This window comes from Kocuria sp. CPCC 205261 (assembly GCF_040981025.1).
Classification (GTDB): domain Bacteria; phylum Actinomycetota; class Actinomycetes; order Actinomycetales; family Micrococcaceae; genus Kocuria; species Kocuria marina.
This window is the reverse complement of record NZ_JAVKPU010000006.1, coordinates 60,096-84,534: the sequence shown is the minus strand read 5'-3', so window position 1 is coordinate 84,534 and position 24,439 is coordinate 60,096. Positions and strand designations below refer to the sequence as shown.

At 69.6% G+C, this 24,439-nt stretch carries 17 protein-coding genes and 3 pseudogenes; 12 read left to right on the top strand and 8 right to left on the bottom strand.

The annotated features are described in order from the left end of the window. Position 1 precedes the first annotated feature (1 nt). Together nadA and RF646_RS07665 are read right to left on the bottom strand one after the other, a co-directional pair. Complete coding sequence (gene nadA, locus RF646_RS07670) at positions 2–1,333, bottom strand: quinolinate synthase NadA (protein ID WP_368835651.1); 1,332 nt, start codon at positions 1,331–1,333, stop codon at positions 2–4. Beyond that, positions 1,330–2,037, bottom strand: a complete 708-nt coding sequence (locus RF646_RS07665) for an NUDIX domain-containing protein (RefSeq protein ID WP_368835650.1) — start codon at positions 2,035–2,037, stop codon at positions 1,330–1,332. Before RF646_RS07665 ends, nadA begins: the two co-directional genes overlap by 4 nt. Before the next feature lie 678 nt (positions 2,038–2,715). On the opposite strand from RF646_RS07665, the gene RF646_RS07660 reads away from it, so the two are divergent. Beyond that, positions 2,716–5,073 (top strand): AAA family ATPase, encoded by a 2,358-nt coding sequence (locus RF646_RS07660; protein ID WP_368835649.1) that lies wholly within the window; start codon positions 2,716–2,718, stop codon positions 5,071–5,073. Positions 5,074–5,079: 6 nt separating this feature from the next. Here the strand turns inward: RF646_RS07660 and RF646_RS07655 are convergent, their stop codons facing one another. Further along, positions 5,080–6,453: an amino acid permease gene (locus RF646_RS07655; protein ID WP_368835685.1), complete on the bottom strand. Its 1,374-nt coding sequence runs from the start codon at positions 6,451–6,453 to the stop codon at positions 5,080–5,082. Between the two features lie 344 nt (positions 6,454–6,797). Between RF646_RS07655 and RF646_RS07650 the strand changes: the two genes are divergently transcribed. Then, a complete protein-coding gene (locus RF646_RS07650) occupies positions 6,798–8,357 on the top strand; it encodes an AbgT family transporter (RefSeq protein ID WP_368835648.1) in 1,560 nt (519 codons plus the stop codon). A 229-nt stretch (positions 8,358–8,586) separates the two neighbouring features. On the opposite strand, the gene RF646_RS07645 is transcribed toward RF646_RS07650, so the two are convergent. Both RF646_RS07645 and RF646_RS07640 read right to left on the bottom strand, forming a co-directional pair. Further along, the gene (locus RF646_RS07645) at positions 8,587–11,391 is read right to left on the bottom strand and encodes a hypothetical protein (RefSeq protein ID WP_368835647.1); all 2,805 of its coding nucleotides are present in this window, start codon (positions 11,389–11,391) and stop codon (positions 8,587–8,589) included. A gap of 123 nt (positions 11,392–11,514) precedes the next feature. Further along, a complete protein-coding gene (locus RF646_RS07640) occupies positions 11,515–12,933 on the bottom strand; it encodes a glucose-6-phosphate dehydrogenase (RefSeq protein WP_094393236.1) in 1,419 nt (472 codons plus the stop codon). 231 nt (positions 12,934–13,164) lie between these two features. Here RF646_RS07640 and RF646_RS07635 point away from each other — a divergent pair. The 9 genes and pseudogenes from RF646_RS07635 to RF646_RS07595 form a co-directional block, all read left to right on the top strand. After that, positions 13,165–13,543: pseudogene (locus RF646_RS07635) on the top strand (glycoside hydrolase family 15 protein); the annotation flags it as partial. Positions 13,544–13,594: 51 nt separating this feature from the next. Beyond that, positions 13,595–14,200, top strand: a pseudogene (locus tag RF646_RS07630) (ribonucleotide-diphosphate reductase subunit beta). 251 nt (positions 14,201–14,451) lie between these two features. Beyond that, positions 14,452–15,828, top strand: coding sequence for an L-serine ammonia-lyase (locus tag RF646_RS07625; protein WP_368835646.1), 1,377 nt, complete (start codon positions 14,452–14,454; stop codon positions 15,826–15,828). 16 nt (positions 15,829–15,844) lie between these two features. Next, entirely contained in the window at positions 15,845–16,357 is a 513-nt protein-coding gene (locus RF646_RS07620; protein ID WP_368835645.1) for a metallophosphoesterase, read from the top strand. 9 nt (positions 16,358–16,366) lie between these two features. Beyond that, the gene (thpR, locus tag RF646_RS07615; protein WP_144931893.1) at positions 16,367–17,008 is read left to right on the top strand and encodes an RNA 2',3'-cyclic phosphodiesterase; all 642 of its coding nucleotides are present in this window, start codon (positions 16,367–16,369) and stop codon (positions 17,006–17,008) included. Then, a complete protein-coding gene (locus RF646_RS07610; RefSeq protein ID WP_368835644.1) occupies positions 17,005–18,252 on the top strand; it encodes an MFS transporter in 1,248 nt (415 codons plus the stop codon). Before thpR ends, RF646_RS07610 begins: the two co-directional genes overlap by 4 nt. 50 nt (positions 18,253–18,302) lie before the next feature. Further along, positions 18,303–18,675: pseudogene (locus tag RF646_RS07605) on the top strand (Zn-dependent hydrolase); the annotation flags it as partial. 138 nt (positions 18,676–18,813) lie between these two features. Further along, a complete protein-coding gene (locus RF646_RS07600) occupies positions 18,814–19,989 on the top strand; it encodes a CaiB/BaiF CoA transferase family protein (protein WP_368835643.1) in 1,176 nt (391 codons plus the stop codon). Next, entirely contained in the window at positions 19,986–21,161 is a 1,176-nt protein-coding gene (locus tag RF646_RS07595) for an acyl-CoA dehydrogenase family protein (protein WP_368835642.1), read from the top strand. The genes RF646_RS07600 and RF646_RS07595 overlap by 4 nt, the downstream gene beginning before the upstream one ends. Before the next feature lie 12 nt (positions 21,162–21,173). Here the strand turns inward: RF646_RS07595 and RF646_RS07590 are convergent, their stop codons facing one another. Together RF646_RS07590 and RF646_RS07585 are read right to left on the bottom strand one after the other, a co-directional pair. Continuing rightward, positions 21,174–22,175 (bottom strand): N-acetylglucosamine kinase, encoded by a 1,002-nt coding sequence (locus RF646_RS07590; RefSeq protein ID WP_368835641.1) that lies wholly within the window; start codon positions 22,173–22,175, stop codon positions 21,174–21,176. A gap of 30 nt (positions 22,176–22,205) precedes the next feature. Next, the gene (locus tag RF646_RS07585) at positions 22,206–22,529 is read right to left on the bottom strand and encodes a putative quinol monooxygenase (protein WP_064845396.1); all 324 of its coding nucleotides are present in this window, start codon (positions 22,527–22,529) and stop codon (positions 22,206–22,208) included. Between the two features lie 134 nt (positions 22,530–22,663). Between RF646_RS07585 and RF646_RS07580 the strand changes: the two genes are divergently transcribed. Then, entirely contained in the window at positions 22,664–24,022 is a 1,359-nt protein-coding gene (locus tag RF646_RS07580; RefSeq protein ID WP_367401993.1) for an MFS transporter, read from the top strand. A gap of 87 nt (positions 24,023–24,109) precedes the next feature. On the opposite strand, the gene RF646_RS07575 is transcribed toward RF646_RS07580, so the two are convergent. After that, the gene (locus RF646_RS07575; RefSeq protein ID WP_035965533.1) at positions 24,110–24,301 is read right to left on the bottom strand and encodes a CsbD family protein; all 192 of its coding nucleotides are present in this window, start codon (positions 24,299–24,301) and stop codon (positions 24,110–24,112) included. Positions 24,302–24,439: the final 138 nt, after the last annotated feature.

The following is a 24,439-nucleotide window of genomic DNA, read 5'->3' as shown; positions in this document are numbered from 1 at the left end:
CTCACGCCCTCGGGACGGCGGCGAGCATGCGTTCGAGAGCCACGGACGCCTCCCGTGCGACGTCCTCGGCCACGGACACCTGATTGACCACGCGACCGGCCACGAGTTCCTCCAGGACCCACGCGAGGTAGCCCGGGTGGATGCGGTACATCGTGGAGCACGGGCAGATCACGGGATCCAGGCAGAAGATCGTGTGCTCGGGATGCTCCGCGGCCAAACGGTTGACCATGTTGATCTCGGTACCGATCGCGAACGTCTGCCCCGGCTCCGCGGCCTCCACGGCCTTGCGGATGTGGTCGGTGGAGCCCGAGGAATCGGCGGCGTCCACGACCTCCATAGGGGACTCGGGGTGCACGATCACGGTGCAGCCGGGGTATTCCGCGCGGGCCTTCTCGATCTGGCCCACCGTGAAGCGCTTGTGGACGGAGCAGAAGCCGTGCCACAGGATCACGCGGGAATCCTGGAGGACCTGCGCGGTGTTGCCGCCCAGCTCCCTGCGGGGATCCCACAGGGGCATGTGCTCCAGCGGCACACCCATGGCCTTGGCGGTGTTGCGACCCAGGTGCTGGTCCGGGAAGAACAGCACGCGCTGGCCGCGGCCGAAGGCCCAGTCCAGCACGGTCCGTGCGTTCGAGGACGTGCACACGATTCCGCCGTTGCGACCGCAGAACGCCTTGAGCGCGGCGGACGAGTTCATGTAGGTCACGGGGATCACGGAGGCGAGCGGCTCGCCGTCCTCGCCCATGATCGTCCGGCCGTGGGCGTCCGTGGCGTGGGGGCCGAACACGTCCATGAGATCCGCCCAGCACTCCTCCACGGAATCCGCGTCCGCCATGTCCGCCATGGAGCACCCCGCAGCGGGATTGGGAAGGATCACGGACTGGCCGCCCCGGGAGAGGATGTCCGCCGTCTCGGCCATGAAGTGCACACCGCAGAACACGATGGCTTCCGCCTCCGGGTGCGCCTTGGCCTGCTGCGCGAGCTGGAACGAATCACCGATGAAGTCCGCGTGCTTGACCACTTCGTCCCGCTGGTAGAAGTGCCCCATGACGACGGCGCGCTCACCCAGAGTCTTCTTGGCCGCCGTGATCATGGCGTCCAGTTCCTCGGGGGAGGCATCCCGGTAGCGCTGCGGAATGGTGGGCTGCGCGGGGGAGCCGGCCGGAGCGGCGTCGTCCTGGGAAGCACCCGGGCCGTAACCCGCCGAGAGCGGGGCGGGGAACTCCCACGGGTCCTGGGTGAGAGCGGCGTTGCACGAACCGCCCTCAAGGGTCGCCGCGGTGCCGGATGGGCGGGTGGGTAGCAGCGTGAGTCGGGTGGCCACGGAGGTCATGGGGTCTCCTCGGTACGGTCTGACGGGGATGGGCGGAAGAGTCCGGGCGGTTTGGCCGCCGCGAAGCGGTACAGCGTGGGAGGGCGGTGCCGGGCGCCGGCGAGGCGCTCGCCGGTGTCTCGGAGCTGGCCGGAGGACAGGACGTGGCGCCGGAAATTGGAGGGATCCAGGGCTTTGCTGATGATGGCTTCGTGCACCTCGCGCAGGGCCGCGATCGTGAACGTCTCCGGCAGGAACGCCCGGGCCACGGTTGGCTCGGCGATGCGACCGCGCAGGTGTTCCAGGGCGTGGGCCACGATGAGTGAGTGGTCGAACGCGAGGTCCGGCAGGTCGGTGACGCGCAGCCACGTGACGTTGAGGTCGTTCTCGCCCATCGCGGCCTCGTGCGGCGGGAGGGAGGCCCAGTAGACCACGGTGACCTGGCGTTCTTCGGCCCCGGCGGAGCGGGTCAGTCCGCCGAACGTGGCCAGTTGTTCCAGGTGGGTGGGGGCCAACCCGGTGGTCAGGGTGAGGCTGCGCAGGGCGGAGTCCTCGAGATCTTCAGTGGATCGCAATGGACCGCCCGGCAAAGCCCACATGCCGCGGTAGGGATCGCGAATCCGGCGGACCAGGGGTAACCACAGCTCGTGGGCACTGTTCTCGCCCGTGGGGCGGACCGTGAGGATCACCGTGGACACGGCCAGCAGCACGCGCTGATCGGTCATGGCGGCTCCCCGGTCTTCGACGCCCCGCGGGGCCGGATCGTTAGTGTCAAGATGACTCTAACTTGCTAAAGTCGTTATGACCATAAGTGCGACGGGATGCTTCACCCAGCAGGGAGCAGGGCGGTCCACCGAGCGGGGGTCCCGTTCCCCGGGGATGCCAGGAGACCATCGGGGTGCGGGAGCGTGTCGGCGGGCCCGGCTTGCCGCGCCGTCGCCGACGCCGTCGGGGCGAGGGGTCGAACGCTCGGGATGCCTGCTACCGTGTGCCGTCGCGGTTGCCGTCGTCCCCCACGGCCGTCGAGTCCGTCGCGTTGGAGGTGGCCCCACCGCGGCGTAGCTAACGTCCAGGTCCGAGTGTTCGACGCCGGCCCGGGAGAGGATCTCGCGACCGTAGCGGACTGCTTCAGCAACCGTTCCGCCGTTGGCCACCACGGCGGCCGTGATCCGTGCCGCGAAGTCCTCGGCGAGCACATCCGTCCCGGGGCCGTGGGACTGGGATGTGTGCTGGGTGCTCACGGGTGGACCGTCCTCGGACTCGCGGGTGGTGGATGCGGCCGGTGGTGGGTGTTGCTGATGGTGGGTGCCGCTGGTCAGCCTCATTCAGGGCGGGGAGGCCGGACCCCGCGGTGGGCGCGGTAGGGTCACACGTGCACCGCCGCATGGAAAGGATATGCCCGGGTGAACGCGACCAATCCCTCCGAGCTGGTTCTCACCGGCGAGTTCCGGGAGGCCCTGCAGCGGCTGCACCACGGGGAGAGCGTGTTCCTCACGGGCAAGGCCGGGACCGGTAAGTCCACCCTGATCCGGGAGTTCATGGCCCACACCCGGCGCAACGTGGTGGTCGTGGCACCCACGGGTATCGCGGCGTTGAACGTGGGCGGGTACACGATCCACCGGTTGCTCTCGTTGGCCCCGGGGATGTCCCCGGAGGAGGTGCGGCGCGGGCGGTACTACCCCGGCCGGTTCGCGGCCACCCTGCGCGAGTTGCACACGCTGATCGTGGACGAGGCGTCCATGGTCCGGGCGGATCTTTTCGACTGCCTCGTGGCTGCCCTGGAACGTTTCGGCCCCAAACCCGGGCGCAAGTACGGCGGTGTGCAGCTGGTGTTGGTGGGGGACCTCTACCAGTTGCCGCCCGTGGTCACCGATCATGAACGCGAGTACTTCGCGACCCGCTACTCCACCCCGTACTTCTTCTCCGCGGACACCTACCACCGGGACGACTTCGCCACGGTGGAACTGACCACAGTGTTCCGTCAGCTCGGGGACGACCGTCTCGTGGACATCCTCAATGCCGTGCGGGAGGGGGCGCTGCTCGAGGAGGCCCGCCGGGAGCTCAACGCCCGCACCGACCCGGACTTCACCCCGCCCATCGACGAGTTCTGGCTGACCCTGACCACGACCAACCGGATGGCCACGTCCCGCAACCGCGGGATGCTCGAGCAGATCCCCGAGCCGGCTGTGCACCACTCCGCGATCCTCACGGGGCAGCTGGACGGGTTCGAGATCCCCGTGGACCGGGAGCTCGTGTTCAAACGCGGCGCGCAGGTCATGATGCTCACCAACGATCCCTCCGACCGGTGGGTCAACGGCACGATCGCCAAGGTGGCCGACCACTTCTGGGAGGACGGCGAGCTCATCGTGTACATCGAGCTCCCCGACGGTCGCCTGGCCAAGGTCGAACCCAACCTGTGGGAGGTGACGCGGCCCGCCGTCGAACACGGAACGCTGCGCCACGACGTGATCGGGACGTACACGCAGCTGCCGTTCCGCCTTGCGTGGGCGGTGACCATCCACAAGAGCCAGGGGCAGACGCTCGACAATGTGGTGGTGGACCTGACCGGGGGCACGTTCGCCGACGGCCAGTTGTACGTGGCGCTGAGTCGCTGCACGTCCTTCGAGGGGCTCGTGCTGCGGCGCAACGTGTTGCCGCGCGATCTCAAGGTCGATCAGCGCATTCGCCGCTTCCTGCGCTCGGGGTCCCGGGACGCGGACACGAGCAAGGGCAACGTGTACCTGGGCATCTGCAGCGTGGGGGACGTGGGCGAGCGCTGGAGGCCCCGGCCCGTGGAGCTCGCCCTGGTCAGGGACGACGGCCTGGAGCTGAGCACCCTGGTCAACCCCACGCGGGACATGGGGGACGCGCGCAGCGCATACGGGATCACCGCGGGCCAGGTCCAGCTCGCGCCCCTGCTCACGGACGCGTGGGCCGCGCTCGCCCCGCACCTCGCGGGTCGCGTGCCCGTGGGCGCGGACATCGACCGCCAGCTCGGGTACCTCGATCACGAGCTCAAACGCACGGGGTACGTCACGCACATGCCCCTGGGGTACGACGTCGCCGCGGGGCGGGTCTCCGCCCAGCAGCGCCGCGGTCTCGGGGCGGCGACGGCGCTCGAACGGGCCCGTGCGGTGCGTGAGATCGCGGCTTCGTCGGGCGTCGCGGAGGGACTGGCCGATCCGTTCCCCGAAGCTCAGGACCGGTCGGGCTATCTCATGCCCCGGCCGGACGGTGTCACCGGGTTCACCGTGCGGTGCAGTGCGGATACCGCGGGGCGCCCGGGTGCGGTACTCGCCGAGAAGTTGCGGGAGGCCGGGGAGCGCGGGCGGCTCTCCGCGCAGAGCCTCGCGGTGGTGCGCGCCGTGGAGGAGCACACGGGTGAGTACATCCTGGACGGGTCGGCCGATGCGGCTCAGGGGATCGAGGCGGTCCTGGTGCCGGGTGCGCGGATCTGTTTCACCGGAACGGTGATCGGCCCCGACGGGCGGGAGGTCTACCGGGAGGACCTCGAGGATATGGCCGTGGAGCGTGGGCTGCAGCCGGTGGCAAACGTGACCAAGACCCGCTGCGACGTCCTGGTCACCGCGGAGGACGGCTCGCAGTCGAACAAGGCCAAGAACGCCGCGAAGTGGGGCAAGCCGGTGTTCACCGCCCGGGAGTTCACGGCGTGGTGGCGGGGTGAGCCCGCCTCCGCCGGACCGGAGTCGGCCGCGGAAGCGGGCGTGGTGATCCGCCCACTGATCGACCCGGCCGGTTGAACCGGGTTACCTGGAACCGGTGGCCACGGGATCCGTGGTGACCGCAGCGGCGTCGTCGGGCAGGACCGTGCGCTCGCGGCCCTTGCCGCGCACGAACGCGAAGAACACCGCCGTCATGATGACGAGCCACGCGAGCCCGGCGCTCAGGGCGATGCGGGTGTCCGGGGTGAAGGCGAGCAGCACGATCACGAACGCCATGAACGCGAGGGCCGCGTACGTGCTCACGCGACCGCCGGGCAGGGGGTAGGAACTGCGCGGGGCGCCGGCGCGGGCGCGCTCACGGGACATGCCCAGGTGGGAGACCAGGATCATGATCCACACCCACACGGTCGCGAACGTGGCCAGGGACGCGATGATCAGGAACACGTTCTCCGGGATCACCGCGTTGAGCACCACACCGATCAACAGCACCAAGGCCATGAGCGCCACGGTGAGGGTGGGCACGCCGCTGCGGCCCACATGGGTGAACGCGCGCGGCGCGTGACCCTGCTGCGCGAGCCCGTAGACCATGCGCCCGGAACCGAAGATGTCCGAGTTGATTGCGGAGATCGCCGCGGTGATGATCACCGCGTTGAGGATGTGGGGTGCGAACGGGATGCCCAGGGAGTCGAAGATCTGCACGAAGGGGCTGACCTCGCCGGTGACCTCGTTCCACGGGAAGAGGCTCATGAGCACGAACAGGGTCAGCACGTAGAACAGCAGGATCCGCACGGGCACCGTGTTGATCGCGGCGGGGATGGTCTTGGCGGGGATCCGGGCCTCACCGGCGGTGATGCCGATGGTCTCGATCCCGCCGAACGCGAACATCACCACGGAGAAGGACAGCAGCAGACTGGTGAACCCGTTGGGGAAGAGGCCGCCGTGATCCACCAGGTTGTGCAGCCCGGGCGGGGTGTCGGAGGGGACGGCGAAGCCGAAGAGCAGGATCGCGAAACCGCCTACGATCATGAGGATGATGGCCGTGACCTTCACGACCGAGAGCCAGAACTCCAGCTCACCGAAGACCTTGACGTTGAGCAGGTTCAGGCCGGTGATCAGCAGCACGATGGCCAGCACCCAGATCCACTGGGGTGTGTCCGGGAACCAGAACTGCATGTAGATGCCGAACGCCGTGACGTCCGCGAGGGCCACGATCGCCATCTCGAACACGAACGTCCACCCTGTGATGAAACCGGCCAGGGGACCCAGGTAGCGGCCGGCGTACTGACCGAAGGACCCCGAGACGGGGTGGAGCACGGCCATCTCACCGAGCGCACGCATCACCAGGAACACCACGGCCCCGCCCACGATGTACGCGAACAGCACCGCGGGGCCCGCGGTCTGGATGGCCGAGGCCGAGCCGTAGAACAGCCCCGTCCCGATCGCCGAGCCGAGGGCCATGAAGCGGACGTGGCGCACGGTCAGTCCGCGTTTGAGGGCGGCGGGGAATTCGCTCACGGGCGGTCCTTCTCGAGGGTTTCCAGGTGGCGGCCGGGGCGCCGCACACCAGGGGCGGCCGGATCCGGGCCTCTAGGAGATTACACCGGGCGCGTACCCGCCCCGGCTCGTGGGGCGAGAATGAACGGGGTGCATGCCAGGATGCAGGTGCGCCGGCGGAACAGGACGCCGGTGTATCGGTGACAAAGGTGCGCCACGTCACCACCGCTGCGCCGTAATCACGTGTCATGGCCCCGCGGTTGCGTACGTTGGGCGCAGCAGACTCCGCCGGCAGAACGGAACCAGAGATGTCCTCGTCCACGCCCCGTGCCCGCTCGCACGGCACACAGAAGGGGACCGGTGGCCTGCTCCGGGTCCTGAACTGGATCGAGTGGGTGGGCAACAAGCTTCCCGACCCGTTCTGGCTGTTCCTCCTGCTCGCGGGGGTCGTGATCCTGCTCAGCTGGATCCTCTCCGCCGTGGGACTCAGCGCGGTCAACCCCGCCACGGGCGAGACGGTGGCGGTCACCAATCTGTTGGCCCCGGACGGGCTGCGCAAGATGGTCGCGGAAGCGGTCACGAACTTCGTGGAGTTCCCGCCCCTGGGGCTCGTGGTCGTGATCCTGTTGGGCGTGGCCGTGGCCGAACAGTCCGGAATGCTCTCCGCGGCGCTGCGCGGCTCGGTGTCCCGCGTGGGTCCCAAGTGGCTGACCTTCGTCCTGGCACTCACGGGCATCACGGGGTCCATCGCCTCGGACGCGATGTACGTGGTGCTGATCCCCCTGGGTGCGCTCGCGTTCAAGGCCGCCGGCCGGTCCCCGGTCGTGGGGCTCGTGGTGGCGTTCTGCTCGGTCGCGGCGGGCTTCAACGCGTCCCTGTTGCCGACGGCGTCGGACGCCCTCCTGGGTGGCATCACCACCGCCGCCGCGGGGCTGATCGACGACAGCGTGATCGTCACCCCGGTCTCCAATTACTTCTTCACCTTCGTGTCGTCGCTCGTGCTCGCGGCGATCATCACCCTGGTCACGGAGACCGTGCTCGCCAAACGCGGTGCGGCGCTCGAGGAGGACACGGATACCAAGCAGCAGAACATGGGGGACTTCGAGGACATGCGCCTGAAGCCCCGCGAGAAGCGGGGTCTGCGCAACGCCGGCATCGCGTTCGCGATCATGATCGTGATCTATCTCGCGGTCCTGCTGATCCCCGGCTCACCTCTGCGCGCGGAGGACGGTTCCGTGCTGATGTCCCCGCTGCTGCTCAACGTGGGCATCGTGATCGCGGTGATGTTCGCCGTCGTCGGTTGGATCTACGGACGGACCGCCGGGACCATGACCGAGGCGCGACAGATCCCCGAGGCCATGGCCACGGGACTGACCACCGTGACCCCCGTGCTGGTGCTGTTCTTCGCCGCGGCCCAGTTCACCGCGTACTTCCAGTGGTCCGGGATCGGTCCCGTCCTGGCGATCTACGGCGCGGACTTCATCGGCTCGCTGGGACTGCACCCCATCCTCACGTTCACCGGGATCGTGGCGATCGTGGCGGTGATGAACCTGCTCATCACCTCCGGCTCCGCCCAGTGGACGCTGCTCGCGCCGGTGATGGTGCCCATGCTCATGCTGCTCAACGTGTCCCCGGAGATGACCCAGGCGCTGTTCCGCATCGGCGACTCGCCCACCAACGTGATCAGCCCCGTCAGCCCCTACTTCGCGCTCGTGCTCGGCTACCTGCGGCGCTACCAGAAGAACGCCGGGGTGGGCACGTTGATCTCGCTGGTGCTCCCGCTGTCCATCGCAATGCTCGTGGGCTGGTTCCTGCTCTTCATCGCCTGGTACCTCCTCGGCCTGCCGCTGGGTCCGCAGGACCTCTGAACGCGGCGGGGTTCGCCGGGGACGACGACGCCGCGCTGCCGCCCTCGCCCGGCACGCCGCCCCTCGCGGGGCGCGCAGCTTTGGGGTGGCCGGCCAAGGACCGCGAGCCCCACTGGAAACGACGAACGCCCCTCTCCGCCCGGTGACCAGGTCACTGAGCGGGGAGGGGCGTTCTCACCGTCCCCCGGTACCGGAAGCTGGCACCGGCGTCCGTCACCGGGGGAGCGGGTCAGTCGTTGGAGTCCACGGTGATCTTGTCCCCGGACACCGTCACGGTGCCGGAGGTGGAGATGCTCGTGGTGGTGTCCTCGTCGGACCAGTCGGCGGGCTCGTCGTCGTCGTACTCCTCGTTGTGCTGGTAGTTCAGACGCGCCTCCCCGGACTTGCTCGTGGAGAAGGAGATCTCACCGCTGCCGAACGGGGAGCGGGACACCGAATAGGTGGGGTAGCGCTCGATGCTCCACACCGGGTTCCGGTAGTCCTTCTCGTCCCCGAAGATCGAGTACCCGAAGGGGCAGCCGTCCGGCTCGAACTCGCCGGACTTGGCGCACGTGTCCAGCTTGGCGTTGAGCTGCTTGGTGAGGTCCTGCTCCAGCGCCGGGGTGAAGGACTGGCTGAAGGACATGCCCGAGTCCATCGACTCCGCCCCGGCGCGGATCTGCGCCACCTGGTTGCCGCCGTAGGTCACGTACTTGCTCGCGGAGGACACGCCCACGGCGTAGTCGCCCGGGAGCACGGTGAATTCCTGGGCGTGGGGGTCGTTCTGCTTGTCCACCGTGACCTTCTGGTCGTTCACGGTCAGCTCGTCCACACCCGCGGGAACCTCCACGCTGAACGTCTGGTAGAGCGAGGACCCGGCTGCGGTCTCGTCCACGCGCCAGGACTTGAACAGTCCGGCGCGCGAGTCGCTGACCATGGGCAGCGAGACCGGGGTGGTCACGCCGTCCTGGGTCACGGTGGCGTTGACCGTGGCGTGGTCGCCGTCGATCTGCGTGTCCTTGACCTTGTACGAGGACACCCGGTTCTCGGCGGCTCCGTAGATCTCGTCCGTGAGCAGCGCGCGCTCGCCGGTGGCCACGTTCGGGTCCGCGGCCTTCGCCACGGCGGACGCCTTGCCGTCCTGCACGGACTGCAGCAGCTCCTCGGCCTGGTTGTCCGGGCCGAAGACAGTGCGGCTGAGCACCGAGAACACGATCACCGCGGCCATGGCCAGCAGCACCAGGGCGCCCACGATGATCGCGATCAACCGGATCCGCTTCTTCTTGGCCGGGTCCATGGGCGTGCGCTCGGGCTGCGCGGCGGCTGCCGGGCGGGCGTCGTCGTAGCTGGGCAGCACGCGGGTCTGCTCACCCGGGGTGAGCCCGGCGGTGTCACCGCGCTGGGCGGTCACCGTGTCCTCGGTGGGGCAGGCCGCGGGGGACGACGTCGCCGCGGGGGTCGCGGACGTCGTCGTGCCCGGTGCGGTGGCAGCGTGGTGCCCGGCGGCAGCCACCGCGCCACCGGCTCCACCCACTGCGGCGGCGGAGGCCACCACGGCGGCGCGGCCGCGGGAGCGCTCGGAACCGCGCAGACCGCGGGTGACCCCGGCGGGCAGGGAGTTCATGAACGCGGGTACCACGAAGCGGGCGAGCAGCTCGATCACCGCACCCCACAGCAGGAGCACCAGGCACGTCCACCCGGCGGGGCGCAGGCTGAAGCCCGCCCCCTGGGTCCGGCTGCCCGCCTCCGCGGCGAAACCGCTGACGTTGAGCAGCCACATGAGCAGGATGCCGAGCACGAAGTACGCGAGGGGCAGCACGGCCCACGCGAAGGGGTTGCGCGCCACGCGCTGGTTCATGGGACGCACGTGCCCCCAGGCGGTGGCCGCGCACAGCACGGAGACCAGCGCCAGCAGGATGCACAGCACCACAGCCCAGCCGGGCACGGTGCCCTCGCTCCACAGGTAGAACGCGTGGGAGTTGCCGGTCAGGTCCGTGTAGGAGATCGCCGCGCCACCCGCGGTCAGCGCGGAGAGCAGGGAGAGCACGAACAGCCAGCCCACGGCCACGGGCAGCCAGAACAGGGCGGAGAAGCCCGCCACGGCGCCGTACTTCACGAAGGCCCAGATCAGAAGTCCCAGGCCCGCCACCACGGCGAACACGGTGAACTGAACAACGATGGGACGCAGCACCTGAAGCGCACCCGGCAGGGAGCGCTCGGCGCCGATCACCACGCGGCCCGGAGCGGCCTGGGTGGAGCGCACGTTCAGTGCGGAGGCGATGCTCAGCAGACCCACCACCAGGAGCACGGCGAACAGGCCCGGCCCCACGGCGGTGATGCGCAGCTGGAGGGTGGAGTAGAACACGGAGAGGTCCATGCGCAGCACGGTCACCGCGGTGACGATCAGCGCCAGCGCGCCCCACACCACGCCGCCCACGGCGGCCATGACCCACTGCACGGCGCGCGTCTCCACGCGCAGACCCGCCGAGAGCTTGCGCGCCACGAACCACGCGGCGGCGATGCCGCACGCCAGGGCGAAGTGCTGCGGCACGGTGATGCCCGCGGTGCCGCCCTCGCCACCGACGCTCGCGATCACGCGCAGCGGCACCAGCGCGGCCATGGCGGCCAGCTGGAACGGCACGGACAGGAACCATGCGGCGCCGGAGAGGTCGGGGGCCTCACCGGTGAAGGTGCCGATCTGGTTGTCCACCTGATCCGTGAGACTCCCGCTGGAGTCCCCCGCGATGGCTGCGCCCAGGAGCGTGAGCAGCATGGCGAGCACGGTGCCCAGCACCATGCCCACGTAGCCGGCCGCCCCGGCCACGGCGGGAACCCACCAGTGGCGCGGGGTCATCGTGGACAGAGCCGCTGGCGGAGAGTAGGCGTAAGGCTGCTGGCCGGGGGCGGTGGCCGCCCCGGCGCTCGCCGCACCATGGCTGGCGGCACCGGCTGCTGCCGCGCCGTGGCCCTCGTGGCCTGCGGCGGGGACGGCTTCGGTCTTCTCCCCGTTCCGATCCCGGGACTCGCCCGCCGGGCCGTGCGCCGATGATGGCATGTGGTTCTCCCCTGTCACGCGTTGAAGGTCCAGCGGATTGCCTGGACTTTCCCTGGATACCAGAGGAGGACACGCCCCCAGGTCATGCCCCGCCGTGAAAGGGACGTGTGTATGAATAAGTCTCTATTTGACGCGCGGGCCCGCCGATCCTGCGGGGTACTCCTGCAGGGGGGCGCAGGTGTCGTAGGCGTTCTGGATGAGGTCGATGATCCGCCACCCCTCCTCCGTGGCGTCCGCGCGCACGGTGAAGGTGGGGTCCCCGTCCAGGATCCAGCGCATCACGGAGCCGTAGGCCGTGAGCCCCGGCTCCGGGACGCCGCTGGAGAGGGTGAGACGGTTCATGCCGCGGGAGTCGAAGGGGCTGCCCACGTTGGTCTCGAGCTGCACGTGCTCCTCCTCGAAGCCCACGCTGAGTACGTCCGGGGCCAGGGGGTGCGGCCAGCCCTTGTACTCGTGGGGCGGGCGGCGGAAGGTCACGCGGATGTGCTGGGCGGGGTTGCCGATCGCCTTGCCGGAGCGCAGGGTCACCGGCACCCCGTTCCAACGCCAGGTGTCCACCTCCAGGGTGACCTGCACGAACGTCTCGGTCTCCCGCTGCGGGTCCACGTCCTTCTCCTCCGCGTAGTCCGGGACGTCGTGCCCGCCCGTGGTTCCCGCGGTGTAGCGGCCGCGGACCACCGGGGTGATCCCGGGGTGCTCGGCGGCGTGCATGGTGGACTCCTCGTCCCACAGCCGGGTGGCGCGCAGGATGTGCGCGGTGTTGGCGGGGACCTCCACGGCGTCGAATCGGGAAGGCGGGTCCATCATCGTCAGCGCCATGACCTGCAGCAGGTGGGACTGCAGCATGTCCCGGGCGGCACCCGTGCTGTCGTAGAACTCCCCGCGGCCCTCCAGGGCGAGCGTCTCGTCGAAGACGATCTCGATGGACTCCACGTGCCGCCGGTCCCACAGCGGCTCGAACAGTCGGTTGGCGAAGCGCAGGCCCACGATGTCCAGCACGCCGGGCATGCCCAGGAAGTGGTCCACGCGGAACGTGTGCTGCTCGTCCACCAGCTGCCCCACCTGCGCGTTCAGCGCCCGCGCGGAGGCCAGGTCCGTGCCCACGGGCTTCTCGAGCGCCAGGTACAGGTCCTCGGGCAGCGAGTCCAGCTCGGCCAGCGCTGCGCACGCCTTCTTGGTGATGGCGGGAGCCAGCGCGAAGTACAGGCACACGGGGCCGACGACGTCGCCGAGCAGCTTCTCGAGGTCCGCAGCCTCGGTGACGTCGCACGAGACCCAGTGCGTCTCCCGCTGCGCTCGCTCCACGGCGGGGCCGGTGGCGCCCACGGACGCGAACGCCTTGGCGACCGTCTCCTCCCAGGTCCCCGCACGCACGTCGTCGTCCGGACCCAGTGGACCCGGGAAGTCGTCCCGGGCGGAGCCGACGATCGTGATCTCCCGCTCCGGCTGCAGGTCCAGCAGCGAACCGAGCCCCGGCAGGAGCAGTCGCGCGGTGAGGTCGCCGGAGGCGCCGAGAATCACAAGGGTCCTGATGTTGTCCATGGGATCAGGGTAGGGGGTGGACAGAGGCTCGGGCTGCGCTGCCGCACCCCGGGGGACGGCCAGCGGGCGGCGTCGGGGTTCGTGCCAGCGGCTGAGGCTGGAAACGAGACCGGGGCGCAGGAGGCCGGGCACGGGAACGGCGCGACGGCGCCTGTTGGTGCGCGGGTGGCCGGCGGCGGCCTGGACGACTGGGTCTCAGCGGTGGGCTGCGGGGGCGGCTACGACGAGATCGTCACCCGCTCCCTGCCGGTGCTGCGCACCCTGACCCACCCGGAGACCGGCGGGATCGTCGCGGCGCCCACCACGTCCCTGCCGGAGGACTTCGTGGGGGCGCAACTGGGACTACCGCTGCACCTGGCTGCGGGATGCGGCCCTGAGCATTCAGGTGCTCGTGAACCAGGGCCACCAGGACGGTGCGCTGCTGCGGCGGGACCGGCTGCCGTGCGCCGTCGCCGGGCAGGCGGACGTGGCCGCGGTGCCCTCGGTGGCGGCGGGCAACGCGGCGTCGCACGGCGTCGGCCTGGGTCAGATGAACCTGTCCGGGTACCTGGCCCCGCAGCGCATCCACTACGGCAGCGAGAAGAGCGACGACTTCACGAACGCCCTCTACCCGCAGCACTCGATCACCTCGCTCGCCTGCCGGAAGGACCCGACCGCGCGCCTGCGTCCGGTGAACTGGAACCGGGTGCCGGACGGCAAGGACCTGGAGGTGTGGAACCGGTTCACCGCCAACTTCTGGCTCCCGGAGAAGGTTCCGCTGTCCACCGACATTCCCGCGTGGCAACGGATGCGCCCGGAGGAGCGGACGCTGACCACGCGGGTGTTCACGGGCCTGACCATGCTGGACACCGTGTAGGCCACGGTGGGGGGATCTGCCGGATCCAGGGCACCCGCACGCAGCACGAGGAGGCGGCGTACACGAACACTGCCTTCATGCAGTCCGTGCACGCGCGCAGATGCAGGAGTTGACGTTCGAGCCGCTGGAGACGCTCTCGGAGCTCGGGCTGCGGTACTCGGGGCGCTCTACGAACCGCTGGGGCTGATGGAGGACGTGGCGGTCTTCGTGCGGTACAACAATGCGAACAAGGCGCTCATGAACCTGGGCTACCCCGAGCGGTTCCCGGCCGAGAAAACGCGGGTGAACCCCGAGATCCTGGCGGCGCTGTCCCCGGGCAGCGACGAGAACCACGACTTCTTCAGCAGCCCCGGCTCCAGCTACGTGATGGGCAAGGGGGAGGACACCACCGACGCGGACTGGGAGTTCTGAGCCCTCCGGCGGAGCCCGCCGTGGCCCGGCCACTCCCGCGGTGAAGGCCCGGCTCCCCTCCCAGGGTGCCGGGCCGCGGGTGGTCGCGTGCGGCGCCGTCGGCCACCGAGCCTGCGAGGCTTGCCCGCCATGTGGGACCCACGTACGGTGTAGCCGATCCGTGCGGAGCCTTCCGCGCCGCGCGGCCGCCCGGCCTCGCACGGCACCATCCACGCCGCGCCCGAGGGCCTGACAGTGGGGAGAAACGCAACGTGGCGCTCAGTGTTCTGGATCTGTTCTCGGTGGGTATCGGACCGTCGTCCTCCCACACGGTGGGGCCCATGCGGGCCGCACGGCTCTTCGTGGCCGGGCTCGCCGCCGACGCCCTGCTGGAGTCCGTGACCCGGGTCCACTCCCAGCTCTTCGGCTCCTTGGGGGCCACCGGGTGGGGCCACGGATCGGACAAGGCCGTGGTGCTGGGGCTTATGGGCGAGGACCCCGAGACCGTGGACACGGACCTCGCGGACCAGAAGGTCGCGCTCGCGGGGGAGAAAGGGCAACTGCTGCTCGGGGGCACACACCCCGTAGCCTTCGACCGTTCCCGTGACGTGATCATGCACCGCAGGAAGTCCCTGCCCACCCACCCCAACGGGATGAGCTTCACCGCCTACGGCGCCGCCGGCGAGGTCATCCGCGAACGGATCTACTACTCCGTGGGCGGTGGTTTCGTGGTGGACGAGTCCGCGAGCGGTGCGGACAAGGTGGTCGCGGACAGCACCCCCGTGGCCTACCCGTTCAGCACGGGTGATGAATTGCTGGCCATCTGCGAGACCGAGGGTCTGAGCATCGCCCAGATCATGGCCGCGAACGAGCTGTCGTGGCGGCCCGCGGAACAGACCCGGGAGCAGCTGCTGCACATCTGGTCCGTGATGCAGGAATGTGTGGAGAATGGGTGCACGCGCGAGGAGAAGACCCTGCCCGGGGGACTGAAGGTGCGCCGTCGTGCGCCGGAGATGCGCAAGCAGCTGCTCACCAAGGAACCCGGCAACGACCCCTTCTACGGCATGGACTGGGTCAACCTGTACGCGCTCGCGGTCAACGAGGAGAATGCGTCCGGCGGGCGGATCGTCACGGCCCCCACGAACGGCGCGGCAGGGATCATCCCGGCGGTGCTGCACTTCTACACGCGGTTCATGGCGGACGCGTGCGATGACAAGATCGTGGACTTCCTGCTCACCGCCGCGGCGATCGGGATCGTGATCAAGGAGAACGCCTCGATCTCCGGCGCCGAGGTGGGTTGCCAGGGCGAGGTGGGATCGGCGTGTTCCATGGCGGCCGCCGGCCTGTGTGCGGTGCTGGGCGGGAGCCCCCGGCAGGTGGAGTGCGCGGCGGAAATGGGGATCGAGCACAACCTGGGGCTCACGTGCGACCCTGTGGGCGGGCTCGTGCAGATTCCGTGCATCGAGCGCAATGCGATCGCGAGCGTCAAGGCCATCAACTCCGCCCGGCTGTCCATGCAGGGGGACGGGACCCACAAGGTCTCCCTGGATCAAGTGGTCAAGACCATGCGGGAGACCGGCGCGGACATGAAGATCAAGTACAAGGAGACCTCGCGCGGCGGCCTCGCGGTCAATGTGATCGAATGCTGACGGGCACAATGGGGGCGTGAGCACCTCGATCCTCCTCCTCGCGGACACCCACCTGCCCAAGCGGGCCAAGGCCCTCCCGGACCAGGTGTGGCGCGAGGTCGACGCCGCGGACGTGGTGCTCCACGCCGGTGACTGGGTGGACCTGGCCACGTTCGAGGCCCTCGAGCAGCGCTCCCGGAAGCTGATCGCGGTGTGGGGCAACAATGACGGCCCCGAGTTACGCAAACGCATGCCTGAAACCGCATACTGCGCGCTCGAGGGGGTGCGGTTCGCCATGACGCACGAGACCGGCGCCTCAAGCGGACGGGAGCGGCGTATGGACCGGGCGTTCCCGGACATCGACGTCCTGGTCTTCGGCCATAGCCACATCCCCTGGGACACCGTGGCGCCCTCCGGGATGCGCTTGCTCAACCCCGGCAGCCCCACCGACCGGCGGCGCCAACCACACTGCACGTACATGCGCGCGGTCGCTGACGCGGGTGCCCTCACGAGCGTGGAGCTGATCCGGTTACCGCCGCGCACCGTCTAGGGTGGGCGCATGAGGCTGTTCGCGGCTGTTCACCCCACCCGGGCCGCACGTGAGCACCTGATCGGTGCATTGCGTGAGGTCCGTGAACTCACCGGCACCGCACTGCGCTGGGGCGACCCCGAGCAGTGGCACGTCACCCTTGCGTTCTACGGCGAGCAACCCGAGGCTGCGGTGCCGGAGCTCGGGGAGCTGCTGAGCGACGTCGCCCGGGACCACGCACCGCTCACCGTGTGTTTGCGAGGCGCGGGATCCTTCTCCGGCACAACCCTGTGGATGGGCGTGGGTGGTGCCTCGGACGCGCTCGTGGAGCTCATGCACGCGTGCTCGCTGGACCCCGAGGAGCGCGCAAGACAGCGCGCCCACCTCACGGTCGCGCGCATGTCCCGTGCCGAGCGCACGCGCAAGGCTCGCGAACGACGCCGCAGCTCACGCACCGTGGCGCGCCCCGGGCCCGAGCTCGCGCATGTAGTGCACGCGCTGTCCGTGTACGAGGGGCCCGCGTGGACCGTCAGCGAGCTCTCCCTGGTGTCCTCAGAGCTCGGCGAGGGCCGCAGCGGTGGCGCCCTGCACCGCACCGTGCAACGATTCCGGCTGTCGGAGCGCGTCGCCTCGGACGCCCCTGGGCGTATGCCTGAGGAAGGCTGCCGGTGATTGATTCGGTTCGTGGGGCACGCGCCGGCGCGTGGTTGTGGCTGCTCGTGGCATGCGGGGTGTTGACCCAGGCCACCGTGAACCTGTTGCGACCGGTCACGTCCTACAAACTGCTCGCGCTGCACGCGGACTCGATCACGATCGGGTTGACCACGGCCGCGTACGCCCTGGTCCCGCTGCTCACCGCGGTGTGGCTCGGGCGGTACTCGGACCGCACCCGGCAATTGCGCGTGCTGACCCTTTCCGGGGTGTTTCTGCTGGTCGCCGGTGGGGCGCTGCTGGCGCTGTCACCCACGGTGTGGGCGGTCGTGGCCGCGAGCGCCGTGCTGGGCATGGGGCACCTGAGCTTCACGATCGGGGGTCAGACGGCGATCGCCCGTTACGCCGCGGACCGGGACCTGGACAAGGGGTTCGGGTGGTTCACCGCAGCGTTCTCCGCGGGGCAGATGATCGGCCCCGCCCTGGGCGGTTGGCTCGTGGGGCACAGCTCGTCCGCGACCTCCCCGGAGCGCCTCGCGGACGTGAACCAGGCACTGTGGATCGGTGCCGCGATCTCGCTCGCGGCCGTTCCGCTGTTGCTCCTGCGCGCCGGGACACCCGCGGCGGACGCAGCCCCGTCCCGCGCGACCTCCGGTACTGCGGCGCGTTCCGAATCAGCCGACAAACCCACCATCGCACGGGTGCTCAGGGTGCCCCGGGTGGCGTCCCACATGCTCGCCGCACTGTCCCTGCTCGCGATGCTCGATATCCTCACCGCCTTCCTGCCGGTCATCGGGGAGGAGGCCGGTGTGGCTCCCGCGGTCGTGGGTCTGTTGCTCGGCGTCCGGGGTTTCGCGTCCATTGCCTCCCGGTTGCTCCTGCCGTGGTTGTCCCAGCGGTTCTCGCGGCGGGGTCTGCTGCTGACATGTTTGTTCGGGGCCGGCATCACGCTGGTCATCCCACCGCTCGTGCTGGGGAACTTCTGGGCCGCGGCGTTCTTCCTGGCCGTGGGTGGATTCCTGTTGGGTTTGGGTCAGCCACTCACCATGACCATGATCACCACGTCCGTCCCGGGCAACTGGCGCGGCTCCGCCCTGGCGGTCCGGTTGACGGGTAATCGCCTGGGGCAGGTGATCCTCCCCCTGGTTGCGGGTGTCTTCGCGGCACCCCTGGGCCCGGCCGCCGCGGTGTGGATGTGCTGCGGGGTGCTCTTGGCCAGCGGTGCGGAGAAGGCGTGGGGGGACCGCCGCGCGGACCGTTCGTGATGTGACCGTGCCTACCGTGGCCGCAACTGGTTCATGGCTCAGGAGGGTTCATGTCCGCACTGCATCAGGCGCTCCCGCGGGATTTCCGGCGGATGTCCCGCAACGCCGGGCTCGAGTCCGGGGGAGTGGAGTGCCAAGCGGCGACCACCGCGGACGGGCTCAATCGGCAGTGGTTCGTCGGGTGGTTGATCGCGCGGTGCCACGGTGTACTACGACGCGATCGGTAACGAGTTCGGCCTCTTCGAGCTGTGTCCGGGCGCCCCGTACGTGATGGTCGGCTCGCATCTGGACTCCCAGCCCAGGGCCGTCCGGTTCGACGGCGCCTACGGTGTGCTTGCCGGGGCGACCGTGTGCGCGGAGCTGTACCGAGCGGCGCCGTCCGGGGAGACGGAACTGACGTACAACCTGTGCGTGGTGAACTGGACGGGTAGCGCGCCCGGCCGAGCGTCGTCGCCCGTAGACGTGCGGCGGGCGGCGACCCGGAAGCGTAGCGACGTCGTCGAGCCGCGGCCGCGGCGGCGCACCTAGAGTGGAGGACATCGTCGATCTGAGGAGGACCCCGTGACCGAAGCGCTGCCCCTGGACGGTGTGCTCGTGGCCGATTTCTCGCGCGTGCTCGCGGGGCCGCTGTGCACCATGACGCTCGCGGACCTCGGTGCCCGCGTGATCAAGGTCGAGCGCCCGGGCACCGGTGACGACACGCGCGCGTGGGGTCCGCCCTATTCCGAGACCGGTGCCACGTACTTCGAGTCCGTGAACCGCAACAAGGAATCCGTGTGCCTGGACCTGCGGGACGAGGACGGGCGGGAACTCGCGCGCGAACTCGCCCTGCGCGCGGACGTGGTCGTGGAGAACTTCAAGCCCGGCGGGATGGCCAAGCTCGGCCTGGGCTACGAGGAGATCTCGCGCGAGAACCCCGGCGTGGTCTACGTGTCCGTGTCCGGTTTCGGCACCGCCGAGGGCGCCCACCTGGCCGGTTACGACTTCCTGGTCCAGGCCGTGGGTGGGCTCATGAGCATCACGGGCGCCGCGGACGGCGAGCCCACCAAGGTGGGCGTGGCCCTGGTGGACGTCCTGACCGCCAAGGACGCCACGATCGGCGCGCTCGCGGCCCTCGAAGCGCGACGCCGCACGGGCCGCGGCGCGCACATCGACGTCAGTCTGCTCTCGAGTCTGCAGGGTGCCCTCGTCAACCAGGGCCAGGCATACCTGGGTGCCGGTAAGGTCCCCGAGCGCATGGGCAATGCCCACCCGTCCATCGTCCCCTACCAGTTGTTGCACTGCGCGGACGCGCCCCTTGCGGTGACCGTGGGCAACGACGGACAGTTCCGCAGATTCACGGCCGTGCTGGGCATTCCCGAGGTCGCGGACGACGAACGGTTCGCCACGAACTCGGCGCGCGTGGCCCACCGCGACGACCTCGTGCCGCTTCTGGAGGAGGCGCTGTCCGCCCGGACCGCCCGCGAGTGGCAGGAAGCGCTGACCGAGGAAGGGGTGCCTGCGGGCAAGGTCGCCGGGATCGGCGAGGGCGTCACGCTGGCCGAGGACCTCGGACTGGAACCCACGGTGGACGTCCAGGATCGGGAGGGCAGGACCGTGGGACGGCAGTTCCGTCATCCGGCCCGCTGGACCCCACCCCTGGAATCCCCCACGGTCGCCCCGCCGCAGCTCGGGCAGGACACGGAAACGATTGTGGCGTGGCTCCGTGAGCCCCGTCACCGTACAGTGAGAACATGAGCCAACAGAACACCGTCAACGTCATGGACCTGGTGGGCTTCGACTCCCTGCTGAACGAGGAAGAGATCGCTCTGCGATCCACCGTGCGGGAGTTCGTGGACACCACCATCCGCCCCAACATCGCCGAGTGGTACGAGAAAGCGGTCTTCCCCCTGGAGATCGTCCCGGAGATGGCCAAGCTGGGCCTGCTGGGTATGCACCTGAAGGGATACGGCTGCGCGGGCCGTTCCGCCGTGGAATACGGCCTGGCCGGCGCCGAGCTGGAAGCCGGGGATTCCGGTCTGCGCACGTTCGTGTCCGTGCAGGGCTCCCTGGCCATGAGCGCCATCTACAAGTGGGGCTCCGAGGAGCAGAAGCAGGAGTGGCTCCCGCGCATGGCCGCCGGTGAGGCCATCGGGTGCTTCGGGCTCACCGAGCCCACCGCGGGTTCCGACCCCGGTTCCATGAAGACGTTCGCGCGCCGCGACGGCGAGGACTGGGTCATCTCCGGCGCCAAGCGGTGGATCGGCCTGGCGACCGTGGCCAAGGTGGCCGTCATCTGGGCCCAGACGGACGAGGGCATACGCGGTTTCGTGGTGCCCACCGACACCCCGGGCTTCAAGGCCACGCCCATCCAGCCCAAGCTGTCCATGCGGGCCTCGATCCAGTGCGAGATCGAACTCACGGACGTGCGACTTCCCGCATCCGCTCTGCTACCCGAGGCCAAGGGGCTGCGCGGCCCGTTCTCGTGCCTCAACGAAGCCCGGTACGGGATCATCTGGGGTGCCATGGGCGCTGCCCGCGACTCGTTCGAGGTGGCCCTGAAGTATTCCCAGGAGCGCATGCAATTCGATCGCCCGCTGGCCGGGTACCAGCTCACGCAGCAGAAGTTCGCGGACATGGCCCTCGAGATCGACAAGGGCTTCCTGCTCGCACTGCAGATCGGCCGCCTCAAGGACGCCGGCACACTGCAGCACCACCAGATCTCGGTGGGCAAGCTCAACAACTGCCGCGAGGCCATCAAGATTGCCCGCGAGGCCCGCACGATCCTGGGCGGCAACGGCGTCACCCTCGACTACTCCCCGCTGCGCCACGCCAACAACCTGGAATCCGTGCGCACATACGAGGGCACGGATGAGGTGCACGCCCTCATCCTGGGCCAGCAGCTCACCGGGGAGGCGGCCTTCCGCTGATCCCGTGGGTGTTCAGCCCGCCCGACCCGCTCGCCCGTCCCACAGCCCCGTGGCGCGGGCGAGCAGGGGCGCTCCCAGCACGGGTTCCCGGTCCAACAGCGTGACCCGCAGTCCATGATCGCCCAGGCGTTCCCTGAGCTCCACGCCCACCGAGGTGGTTGCGAGCCCGCCTCCCATCACTACGGGGAGGGGCTCGCCCAGGTTCCTGGCCACGTTGATGATCAGCTCCGCGAGGTGCGAGGCGGCCGCCGAGACCAACTCGCGAGCGGCGTCGTCGTGCGGGGCCAGCTCGATCACCGTGCGGGCTAGACCGGCCCAGTGGGTGCGGTCGGGGCGGTCGTGGAACGCCGCGATCAGCTCGGTGGGCGTGTCGACCCCGGCGTGTCCCAACACGGCCCGAGCGAACCGGTCGTCCTCTGCGGGGGTCTCGTCGCTCGCTCCCCGGTGCTGCGCGTCCCGCAGCACATGGCGCACCGCTTCCCGGCCGAGCCAGTACCCGCTGCCCTCGTCGCCGAGCAGGTAGCCCCAGCCCCCGGCGCGGGTCCCGTGGCCGGAAGCGTTCACACCCCACGCCACGGAACCGGTTCCCGCGATCACCGCGATGCCCTCGGTGTGTCCGCCCGCGGCGAGGATCAGGCGGGTGTCATGCACCGCGATCACGGGCGTCTGCGACGCCGGGTAGGCGCCCGGTGCCGGGTGACCGTCCGCCGCCGAAAAAATGCCCGGCGCCGGGCCAGCGCCCGCTGCGGCCTCAGCCACGGAGCGAATGAGCTGCGTCAGTGCAGCGGCGTCGTGCGGGGTGTCCACACCGCCGGCGCCGGCGAGAACCGTGGTGCCGGGTGGCGGTTCCAAGCGGGCGAAGATCTCCCGCAGTGACTGGGTGGCCCGCTCCCGGCTGACGTTCTGCACGTTCGCGCTGCCGGAACGAGCTTCGCGCACCGGGGAGTCCCCGCGGAACAGTACGCCGCGGGTGTGGGATCCGCCGATGTCCAGGCCCACGAGGAACCGGTTCACGGGTTCACGGGTTCCCCGGTCATCAATGCCTCAGCCCTCGACGGTGACTTCACCCATCTCATCCCAGCCGTCACCGTCGATCTGGCGGGAGATGATGCGCGGGGTGCGGACGAGGTACGGCGGGAACTTCTCGGTCATGGCGGTGAAGTGCTCGGACTTCACGTGGGCCTCGGCGGCGTCGTCCTCGAAGGCCTCCACGAGCACGTACTCGTTGGGGTTGTCCAGGCTGCGGGACCAGTCGAACCACTTGTTGCCCGGCTCCTGGCGGGTCGCGGCAGTGAAGTCCGCGACGATCTCGGGCCAGCGCTCGGCGTACTCGTCCTTGACCTCGAACTTGACCACGATGAAGATCATTGCACTGCTCCTGTCCTGGGGTGTGACACGTCCCGTGCCGGTTCCATGCCGTGCCCCAGTATAAGTCGGCGGCTCGCCGTCATGCGGCGTCACGGCGGCCGCGGGAGGAGCGAACCGTGGGCTAGTGTGCAGACATGAGTAGCGCACCTACCCATCTGCCCGTCACGCACGAGCAGCGTGTCACCGCTCGCCGCGCCGTGGTCGCGTCCTCGATCGGTAACGCGCTCGAGTGGTTCGACATCATCGTCTACTCGTCCCTCGCGGTCGTGATTTCCGCGCTGTTCTTCGAGTCGGATTCGATCGGACAGGTCACGGGCACCCTGCTGACGTTCGGTACGTTCGCACTGTCGTACCTGATTCGCCCGCTCGGTGCCCTGGTGCTGGGCTCCTACGCGGACCGCCACGGTCGCCGCCCGGCCCTGACCATCACGATTGCCCTGATGATGCTCGGCACGCTCATCATGCTGCTCGCCCCCACGGCGGCGGTCATCGGCCCCGCGGCAGCGCTGCTCATCCTGCTCGCCCGCCTGATCCAGGGCTTCTCCGCCGGTGGCGAGTTCGGCACGGCCACCGCGTTCCTGATCGAGAACGCCCCCGACAAGCGCGCCTTCTACGGGTCGTGGCAAGTGGCGACCCAGGGCCTTGCGATCCTGATGGCCTCCGGTTTCGGGTTCGCGCTGCACACCCTGCTGAGCCACGACGCGCTGTACTCGTGGGGCTGGCGCATCCCCTACCTCTTCGGCCTGCTCATCGGCCCCGTGGGCCTCTACATCCGCTTGCGCATGGACGAGACCCCGGACTTCCGGGCGTTGCAGGACGAGCGTGCGCGAGCGGCGTCGTCGCCCTCGGAGAGCACGGGTACAACGACGCCGCCCCGCCCGTCCCTCGGGCGCGGTCCCCTCGCGCAGACCATCGTCCACTCCGCCGGCCGGTGGCTCACGGCCGCGGGTGTGGTGGGCCTGGCGTCCATGTCCGTGTACACGATCCTGTTCATGCCCACGTACTCGATCCAGAACTTCGACCTGCCCTCGTGGGCCGCGTACCTGGGCGGTGTGGTGGCCGGCGCGGTGACCCTGGTGGGCTCCCCGTTCGTGGGGCACCTCGCGGACCGCGTGGGACCTGCCCGGGTCATGCTCGTGGCCTCCGCGGTGGGCATCGTGGTGGTGTACCCGCTGTTCCTGTGGTTGGTCGCGGTCCCGACCGTGGCCACCCTAACCGTGGTGCAAGCGGTGCTGGGCGTGATCATGGCCCTGTACTTCGGCCCCATGCCCGCGCTGCTCACCGACATGTTCCCCACGCAGATCCGCACCACGGGGATGTCCGTGGCCTACAACCTGGGCGTCACGGTGTTCGGGGGATTCGCACCCCTCGTGCTCGCGTGGCTCGTGAGCTCCACCGGCTCTCTGACCTCACCGAGCATCTACTACGCGGCGGTGGCGGCCCTATCCCTGGTGTGCCTGCTGATCGCGCGCAAGCGGTTCGCGGTGCGGTGATCCGGACCGCGGTGGGGCGGGCAGGCGAAAGGCCCCCGTCGTGTTCACGACGAGGGCCCTCCGGTCGAAAGGTGGCGGGTGCGGATCTCAGCCCAGCCCGTCCTTCAGATTCTTGCCGGCGTCTTTGATGTTCTCCACGGACTGCTTGGCGCCACCGGAAGCTTTCTCCCCGGCACCCTCAGCTTGCAGATCTGCGTTGTCCGTGGCGTCACCAAGCTTTTCCTTGGCGGAACCGGAAGCCTTCTCCGCAGCATTACTGATCTTGTCGCCGAGTCCCATAGGCACTTCCTTCCGTGGAGCGAACAGGTCCTCATAATCTAGACCCGACGTCCCGTCCGGGGGAAGACATGGCGCGGAACAATTTCCTGGGAGCACCCGCTTCAAAACCTCGGGAGTGGCGGGCCTTCCGGCCCGGGC

Bases quoted from the DNA above. Each gene is read 5' to 3' on its own strand.
- nadA (WP_368835651.1), bottom strand. From the start codon at position 1,333: ATGACCTCCGTGGCCACCCGACTCACGCTGCTACCCACCCGCCCATCC.
- RF646_RS07665 (WP_368835650.1), bottom strand. From the start codon at position 2,037: ATGACCGATCAGCGCGTGCTGCTGGCCGTGTCCACGGTGATCCTCACG.
- RF646_RS07655 (WP_368835685.1), bottom strand. From the start codon at position 6,453: ATGGCCCTCGGCTCGGCGATCGGGACGGGGCTGTTCTACGGCTCGGCC.
- RF646_RS07650 (WP_368835648.1), top strand. From the start codon at position 6,798: ATGTCCTCGTCCACGCCCCGTGCCCGCTCGCACGGCACACAGAAGGGG.
- RF646_RS07645 (WP_368835647.1), bottom strand. From the start codon at position 11,391: ATGCCATCATCGGCGCACGGCCCGGCGGGCGAGTCCCGGGATCGGAAC.
- RF646_RS07640 (WP_094393236.1), bottom strand. From the start codon at position 12,933: ATGGACAACATCAGGACCCTTGTGATTCTCGGCGCCTCCGGCGACCTC.
- thpR (WP_144931893.1), top strand. From the start codon at position 16,367: ATGAGGCTGTTCGCGGCTGTTCACCCCACCCGGGCCGCACGTGAGCAC.
- RF646_RS07595 (WP_368835642.1), top strand. From the start codon at position 19,986: ATGAGCCAACAGAACACCGTCAACGTCATGGACCTGGTGGGCTTCGAC.
- RF646_RS07585 (WP_064845396.1), bottom strand. From the start codon at position 22,529: ATGATCTTCATCGTGGTCAAGTTCGAGGTCAAGGACGAGTACGCCGAG.
- RF646_RS07580 (WP_367401993.1), top strand. From the start codon at position 22,664: ATGAGTAGCGCACCTACCCATCTGCCCGTCACGCACGAGCAGCGTGTC.
- RF646_RS07575 (WP_035965533.1), bottom strand. From the start codon at position 24,301: ATGGGACTCGGCGACAAGATCAGTAATGCTGCGGAGAAGGCTTCCGGT.